Genomic DNA, 7029 nt, shown 5'->3' on the forward strand with positions numbered 1-7029 from the left:
CGGGGGTGCGAGCCACGCGCTGCTCGCGCAGCGCATCGGTGAAGCGAGCCGCGTCGATGGCGTACTCATCACTTTCGCTCATCGTGCCCTCCTGCGGTCCCGTTCGATGCTACCGTACGCACAAAGGCGGCTCGGGAACTGTGCCAATCGGCCGACTTCGGCCTGAACGACGTCTATCGAGTCCCATAAAGATCTATACCGAGCGCTGCACGTACTAGGATTGGATTGTGTGAGTTCTTGATATTTCCGACTTTCGATTTTCGCATGAGGTGTAGTGCGGCGGTTGCTGCGGCTCGTGTTACGGCAGCATCGTCCAGGAGTTCATCCAATAGGTCCAGGTTTTCCGCGATCACATTGTAATTGAACGGTCCGGATGCTTGGTATGGTGCTTCGTCAATGATGACACCGGGATGCTGGCGAAGGAATCTGACTATCGACTTGTCGGACATACCGTCGCCGAATAGTTCGACTCCATTGACCTGTACCCACCCCGACAGGTGGCCACTCTGGTCGATGTTCAGTCTGAACGCTTCCGTCCACCCGATGCTCAGATTGGATAGAGCCCTGTGGGGTGGGATCCGCTCGGGCGAGCTGAGAACCCAGTAGTCGTACTCGGTAAGCAGCGGCAAGGGGACGCACCGCTCGATGTATGTGCGTATGAGGTTGAGTGCGATCTCCGACTGTCCATCTGTTCGGGAGAGCCACTTCTTGTACGCGGGCACACCTCTGGCGCGCTGGTTGGGGGAAATCGTCAGGTTCCGGGCTACTTTACTGAACTTTGAATTCTGCTGAATAGGCTGAGCCAGCCAGTCCGACGTTGAGATCCTGCTTGCAGCGAAAATCTCATCGAGAGCTCGTTTTCCGCTGATATATGTCATTTCACTTTTGTTTCGGGAGTGAAGCCCAGTTTGCTGGAGTGCGGCGAGGAGTTCTCGCTCGACGCGCAGGAGATGGCGTAGGGGGTTCGCCATACGGGCTGCTGCTGGATCAGGGCTCAGGCGAATACTGGAGATGTCCTTGTGTACTAACCTGTGTCCTTTGAGTCGCTCCGATATATCAACCGACTGGCCGAGGTAGCAATCACCATTGTCGAATTCAAGAAGGTAATACCCGGTCTCGCCGAGATCCAGCTCGCTGAGAGTCTTCTTGGTGGCTGAGGGGGTTGCCGGCTGAACGATGGTGTGGAATCCATACTCGGATGCCCATGATTCGATGCTTGCCTTCTTCTCGGCTACTTCTGCAGATGATGGCTTATGGTTGTCATCTATTCTGGCGGACGATGAGATCGTTGTTTGCGGCATTGGAGATCCCGTGCTGTGTCGCCTGAAATCGGAATCGATTCCGCTCGTGAGCGTCCATGCTGGAGCTGATGCAATGGCGAGTGCGCTGATGAACCGAGGTGTTGTGGCTATTTCTTCCTGCTCGTTCACCACGAAGTGAGTGCAATCTGGTTGCCAGTGCCACAGTGGATCTGAATCAGCGTCTGTGGTTGTCCAGCGTGTTTCGAATGCCGTGATCCCCGTCGGGTAACTCCAAGCCTGCAGTGTGGACGAGGCGCGAACCATATCGAGGGTAGGCGGTGTTGCGTACACGTTGACGTCAAAGCGCTGGGGGTCAAAGGTGTTTCTACTATGGGTGATGTGAACCTGCCAGCCGGCGCCGGTCAAAGTCAAGTAGAGCTCGATGAGTTCGGCATGGATTTCTTCAATTTCCATGAGCCATTGATCTGATGTATCATCATCCAATGTCTGACCTCGCAAGTAAGGTGGTATGAGCGGCTCCCAGAATTCATAGTCGGTTGGACTTTCGCGTTCAGTGTCCCAGGTGTCGGTATTGTGGACGTATGAAGATGTAAGTTCTTTGTCTATTTCGTGAGTTATTTTGATCCCGGTGAGTGTGCGTTGCGTTGTCGTTGTCGACCCCTGGGACAATAGTGGTACGTGCGTGCGCCAGATTATTTGGAGGATGTCGGATTTGAAGGCTGGTTGGGGCGAAATATCGGTCACCTGCGCTCCTGATGTTGTGAATGTGGCTCTGCTGATGATGGGGTAAATCGCGCGGATGCCTTCTTGACAGGGGCGTGTGGCCTTGGCACGTACCTGGAATTGTCCTCAGGCTCAGCAGACGATACTGGGCGTCATTCCGTTCAGCACCGCGCCGCGCCCGTCTGTAGGGCTCGGCGGTAGGCAACTTGTTTGCCATTCACCTTGATGCTGCACGTCGCATAGATCTGCGGAGACTGGATGCGGGCGGCGATGTTTTGGCGTTTGGTGACGCGGAACCGGGTCGAGTACCCGTACTGTTCTCGCGAGAAGCCGACGGGTAGCGGCCGGAACCGCACCTGCTTGGTGATCTGCTTGCCGTCTTTGCCGATGTAGGTGATCTGGTTGCCGACGCTGTCCGAGGTCCACTGGTAGTGGACCGTCGAACCTGCTCCGGCGGTCCGGGCATCGGCGACACCCGGAGCGGCGATGACGGCACCGGCTACAGCCGTTCCGACGACGAGTGCACGCATAGTCTTGTTCATCAGGTCTCCACTCTGTGGTTCCGACTTCGGCGGCCCGCCCAATCGTCCCCCGGCCGCCGCGTGATTCGGTGGCGGATCTGAGGTGATTGGTCCATTCGGGCGACAGCGCGGTCACCGGTGCCGTAGAGCGTCGAAGAATGCACGCTCCCCATCCTCCGTGAGACCGTCGATGACGGTGTCCTCTGCGGGCAGGAGTGGGCGGGCCGAGGCCAGAATCGAATCGACGGACTTCTCGAGTGCGATGCAGGGTCGCTCATGCTGCGTCGACGGTTCGCCCATTGTGCCTCCTGCGGTCCCGCTCGATGCTACTCGTACTTCCCATAGTCCTTCCCGCTCAATCATTTCCTTGATCGCCAAACGGATCCGTTTGGCGATCAAGGAAATCGTTGCGCGTGAAGGTCAGGTGAGGGTGGTGCGGATGAGGTCGAGGTTGGCTTGCATGGCGTTGCGCCAGTCGGTTAGGCGGTGGGTGATTAGGCGGGACTCCTTGGCGGGATTGGCCTGGATGAACTCCGAGAGGCGGGAGGGGCCGGGGCCCAGGCGGGCCCATTGGCGGACGATGGTGCCCTTGCTCGACGGCTCGACTTCGAATGCCCACGTTGCCCAGGGGTCGCCACCGGCGGCGGGGCCGACCTGCCATACCCAGCGGCGGCCGGGGTCGACCTCGGTGATCTCGCATTCGCCGACCCAGGTGCCCAGATGCTCGGCGGTGTTGGTGCCGCGGAACCGGGCGCCGACGGCCACACCCGGGTCGCCGACCCATTCGGTGGACTCCAGTTCGCCGGCGGCGCGGGTGGGGAGGGTGATGTCGGTCACCAGGTCCCAGACCTGGTCGACGGTGGCGCCTTCGATGAGCGTGGATACCTCGACGGTCGGTGCGTCCCGGTACAGCATGTGGCCTCCGTGGTGGTCGTCGGTGATTCGGTGGGTACTGACATTGTTATCTCACCGGGTTTCGAGGTTCGTCGCTTGCGCTCCTCTCGCCTCAACCAGCGGAGGGGCGACTTCGCCGGCTGCGGGGTGTCGGGGTGATTCGGGGGCTGATCCGGCGGCAGTGGGTAGGCGCATTCGAAAACCGGTGGCCACTCCACATATCCTGGGAAAGTCAACCCCTTCCAGCCAGGAGAGATCATGCTCGCCCGAACCGACCTGCGCGGTAGCACTCCGACGCTCGCCGAATTGCGTCGTGCCCTGCCGCGTGGTGGCACCGATGTCAATGCCGTACTCGAGACGGTGACGCCGGTGGTCCATGAGATCGCCGACCGTGGCGTCGAGGCGGCACTGGAATACGGGGAGAAGTTCGACGGCATCAAACCGGGTTCGGTGCGGGTTCCGGCCGACGTCATCGCGAAAGCTGCGGCCGACCTCGACGCCGAAGTGGCCGATGCGCTGCGTGAATCGATTTCCCGGGCCCGGAAGGTGCACGCCGACCAGTGCCGGGCCACCACCCGCACCGACGTCGTCGACGGTGGCACAGTGAGCGAGAAGTGGATCCCGGTGCGCCGCGTGGGGCTGTATGTGCCCGGTGGTAACGCCGTCTACCCGTCGAGCGTCATCATGAACGTCGTTCCCGCCCAGGAGGCCGGCGTCGGGTCGCTGGTGGTGGCCTCACCCCCGCAGAAGGACTTCGGCGGCTGGCCGCACCCGACGATCCTGGCCGCTTGCTCGCTGCTCGGTGTCGATGAGGTGTGGGCTGTCGGCGGCGCGCAGGGTGTGGCGCTGCTCACCTATGGCGGTGTCGACACCACCGGTGAGGTGCTCGACCCGGTCGATCTAATCACCGGCCCCGGCAATATCTACGTCACCGCCGCCAAGCGCCTGTGCCGCGGCGTGGTCGGCATCGACTCCGAAGCCGGGCCCACCGAGATCGCGATCCTCGCCGACAGTTCCGCCGACGCCGGCATCGTCGCCTCCGACATGATCTCCCAGGCCGAACACGACGTGCTCGCCGCGTCGGTACTGGTCACCGACAGCATCGAACTCGCCGACGCCGTCGACGCCGCACTCGACACCCAGGTCGCCGCCACCAAGCACCGTGAACGCGTCACCACCGCGCTGTCGGGCAAGCAGTCCGGCATCGTTCTCGTCGACGATCTCGAAGCGGGTATCGCCGTCGTCGATGCCTACGCCGCCGAACACCTCGAAATCCAGACCCGCGACGCCGCGGCCGTCGCCGACCGCATCACCAACGCGGGCGCGATCTTCGTCGGCCCGTACGCGCCGGTCAGCCTCGGCGACTACTGCGCCGGATCGAACCACGTGCTCCCGACATCCGGATCGGCGCGGTTCGCGTCGGGCCTGTCGGTGCAGACCTTCCTCAAGGGCGTGCACGTCATCGACTACGACGAGGCCGCACTGCGGGAGGTTGCCGCCAAGGTGGTCACCCTCGCCGACGCCGAAGACCTGCCCGGGCACGGCGATGCGGTGAAACAACGTTTCGCGGGTGGGGTCGGCGCGTGAGCACACCCACTGTCCCCGGATCACAGATCACCGTCGACGATCTGCCGATCCGCGATAACTTGCGCGGCAAAAGTGCTTATGGCGCACCGCAATTGAAGGTTCCGGTGGTGCTCAACACCAACGAGAACCCGCACCCCCCGTCGCAGGCGCTGATCGACGACGTCGCCGAATCGGTACGCGAGGCCGCCGGTGAACTGCACCGCTACCCGGACCGCGATGCCGTCGCGCTGCGTACCGATCTCGCCGCGTACCTCTCCAAGGCCACCGGCACCGCGCTCGGCCAGGAAAACCTCTGGGCCGCAAACGGTTCCAACGAGATCCTGCAACAGCTCCTTCAGGCGTTCGCCGGACCGGGCCGCACCGCAATGGGTTTCGTACCGTCGTATTCGATGCACCCGATCATCTCCGACGGCACCGACACCACCTGGCTGCCCGCCAAACGAGCCGACGATTTCGGCCTCGACATCGACTACGCGATCGTCGAGATCGAAACCCAGCGGCCCGACGTCGTATTCGTCACCTCACCCAACAACCCGACCGGCGGGTCGACGGGCATCGCAGACCTGCGCCGCATCGTGGCCGCCGCGCCGGGCATCGTGATCGTCGACGAGGCGTACGCCGAGTTCTCCGCACAGCCCAGCGCCGTCACCCTCATCGACGAGTTCCCGGCCAAGGTGGTGGTAAGCCGCACCCTGAGCAAAGCGTTCGCCTTCGCCGGCGGACGACTCGGCTATCTCGCGGCGTCCCCGGCGATCATCGATGCGATCCTGCTGGTCCGGCTGCCGTATCACCTGTCGGTGGTCACCCAGGCCGCCGCCCGCGCCGCCCTGCGCCACGCCGACGACACCCTGGCAGGGGTGGCCGCGATCGTCGCCGAACGCACACGCGTCACCACTGAACTGGCCGCGATGGGATACGACGTCGTCGACTCCGACGCCAACTTCGTCCTGTTCGGGCGGTTTGCGGACGCACCGGCAAGCTGGCAGCGTTACCTCGACCGTGGTGTGCTGATCCGCGACGTCGGCATCCCCGGCAGACTGCGCGCCACGATCGGATTGGCCGAGGAGAACGACGCCTTCCTCGACGTGAGCAGGGAACTGGTGTCAACAGATCTGGAGAATCGCTAGTGTCCACCGCCCGTGAACCGCGCATCGCGCGCGTCGAACGCACCACCCGCGAATCGTCGATCACCGTCGAGTTGAACCTCGACGGCACCGGTGTCACGGACATCTCCACCGGCATCGCTTTCTTCGACCACATGCTCACCGCGTTCGGCCAGCACGGCAGCTTCGACCTGACGGTGAAGGCCGAAGGCGACGTGGAGGTCGAGGGTCACCACACCATCGAGGACACCTCGATCGTGCTCGGCCAGGCCCTCGGTCAGGCCCTCGGCGACAAGAAGGGCATCCGCAGGTTCGGTGACTGCTGGATCCCGATGGACGAGTCCCTCGCCCACGCCGCCGTCGACGTCTCCGGCCGGCCGTACTGCGTGCACACCGGCGAACCCGACCACATGCTCGGCGCCGTCATCGGCGGCTACCCGGGCGTGCCGTATTCGACGGTCATCAACCGGCACGTCTTCGAGGCTCTAGCCATGAACGCGCGCATCGCGCTGCACGTGCGGGTGCTGTACGGCCGCGACCAGCACCACATCACCGAAGCCGAGTTCAAGGCGGTCGCGCGCGCACTGCGGGCGGCCACCGAATACGACGCCCGGGTGACGGGCATCCCGTCGACGAAGGGAGCCCTGTGAGCACGAACGTCGCGATCCTCGACTACGGTTCGGGCAACCTGCGCTCGGCCCAGCGCGCGCTCGAACGCACCGGTGCCGACGTCACCGTCACCTCCGACATGCAGGAGGCACTCAATGCAGATGGGCTCGTTGTGCCCGGAGTGGGTGCGTACGAGGCGTGTATGACGGGCCTGCGCGAGGTGCGCGGGGAGCGGATCATCGGCCGACGACTGGCCGGCGGGCGTCCGGTCCTCGGGATCTGCGTCGGCATGCAGATCCTGTTCGAACGGGGCGTCGAATTCGGAGTGGA

General features: G+C 63.2%; 7 protein-coding genes and 1 pseudogene. 4 read left to right on the top strand and 4 right to left on the bottom strand.

Going from position 1 to position 7029, the window contains the following annotated elements:
- Positions 1 to 173 precede the first annotated feature (173 nt).
- The 4 genes from KDB67_RS13495 to KDB67_RS13510 form a co-directional block, all read right to left on the bottom strand.
- Positions 174 to 2006: a GIY-YIG nuclease family protein gene (locus KDB67_RS13495; protein ID WP_291016463.1), complete on the bottom strand. Its 1833-nt coding sequence runs from the start codon at positions 2004 to 2006 to the stop codon at positions 174 to 176.
- A gap of 140 nt (positions 2007 to 2146) precedes the next feature.
- Positions 2147 to 2527 (bottom strand): hypothetical protein, encoded by a 381-nt coding sequence (locus KDB67_RS13500; RefSeq protein WP_291016465.1) that lies wholly within the window; start codon positions 2525 to 2527, stop codon positions 2147 to 2149.
- A gap of 111 nt (positions 2528 to 2638) precedes the next feature.
- On the bottom strand, positions 2639 to 2806 hold the full coding sequence (locus KDB67_RS13505; protein ID WP_291016468.1) for a hypothetical protein: 168 nt from the start codon (positions 2804 to 2806) through the stop codon (positions 2639 to 2641).
- Between the two features lie 120 nt (positions 2807 to 2926).
- The gene (locus KDB67_RS13510; RefSeq protein ID WP_291016469.1) at positions 2927 to 3421 is read right to left on the bottom strand and encodes an SRPBCC family protein; all 495 of its coding nucleotides are present in this window, start codon (positions 3419 to 3421) and stop codon (positions 2927 to 2929) included.
- Positions 3422 to 3658: 237 nt separating this feature from the next.
- Here KDB67_RS13510 and hisD point away from each other — a divergent pair, with 237 nt between their 5' ends.
- The 4 genes and pseudogenes from hisD to KDB67_RS13530 all read left to right on the top strand — a co-directional run.
- Positions 3659 to 4987: a histidinol dehydrogenase gene (gene hisD, locus KDB67_RS13515; protein WP_291016472.1), complete on the top strand. Its 1329-nt coding sequence runs from the start codon at positions 3659 to 3661 to the stop codon at positions 4985 to 4987.
- A complete protein-coding gene (locus KDB67_RS13520) occupies positions 4984 to 6114 on the top strand; it encodes a histidinol-phosphate transaminase (RefSeq protein ID WP_291016474.1) in 1131 nt (376 codons plus the stop codon). Before hisD ends, KDB67_RS13520 begins: the two co-directional genes overlap by 4 nt.
- Positions 6114 to 6740 carry an imidazoleglycerol-phosphate dehydratase HisB gene (hisB, locus tag KDB67_RS13525; protein WP_291016476.1) on the top strand — a complete coding sequence of 209 codons (627 nt, stop codon included), beginning with the start codon at positions 6114 to 6116 and terminating at the stop codon, positions 6738 to 6740. The genes KDB67_RS13520 and hisB overlap by 1 nt, the downstream gene beginning before the upstream one ends.
- A pseudogene (locus KDB67_RS13530) lies at positions 6737 to 7029 on the top strand (imidazole glycerol phosphate synthase subunit HisH); the annotation flags it as partial. The gene hisB and the pseudogene KDB67_RS13530, both read left to right, overlap by 4 nt.

Origin of the sequence: Gordonia sp. (in: high G+C Gram-positive bacteria) (assembly GCF_020438995.1) — a bacterium.
GTDB lineage: Bacteria > Actinomycetota > Actinomycetes > Mycobacteriales > Mycobacteriaceae > Gordonia.

Excerpts from the sequence above, each read along its gene's own strand:
- KDB67_RS13510 (WP_291016469.1), bottom strand. The coding sequence starts at position 3,421 with ATGCTGTACCGGGACGCACCGACCGTCGAGGTATCCACGCTCATCGAA.
- KDB67_RS13505 (WP_291016468.1), bottom strand. The coding sequence starts at position 2,806 with ATGGGCGAACCGTCGACGCAGCATGAGCGACCCTGCATCGCACTCGAG.
- KDB67_RS13500 (WP_291016465.1), bottom strand. The coding sequence starts at position 2,527 with ATGAACAAGACTATGCGTGCACTCGTCGTCGGAACGGCTGTAGCCGGT.
- hisD (WP_291016472.1), top strand. The coding sequence starts at position 3,659 with ATGCTCGCCCGAACCGACCTGCGCGGTAGCACTCCGACGCTCGCCGAA.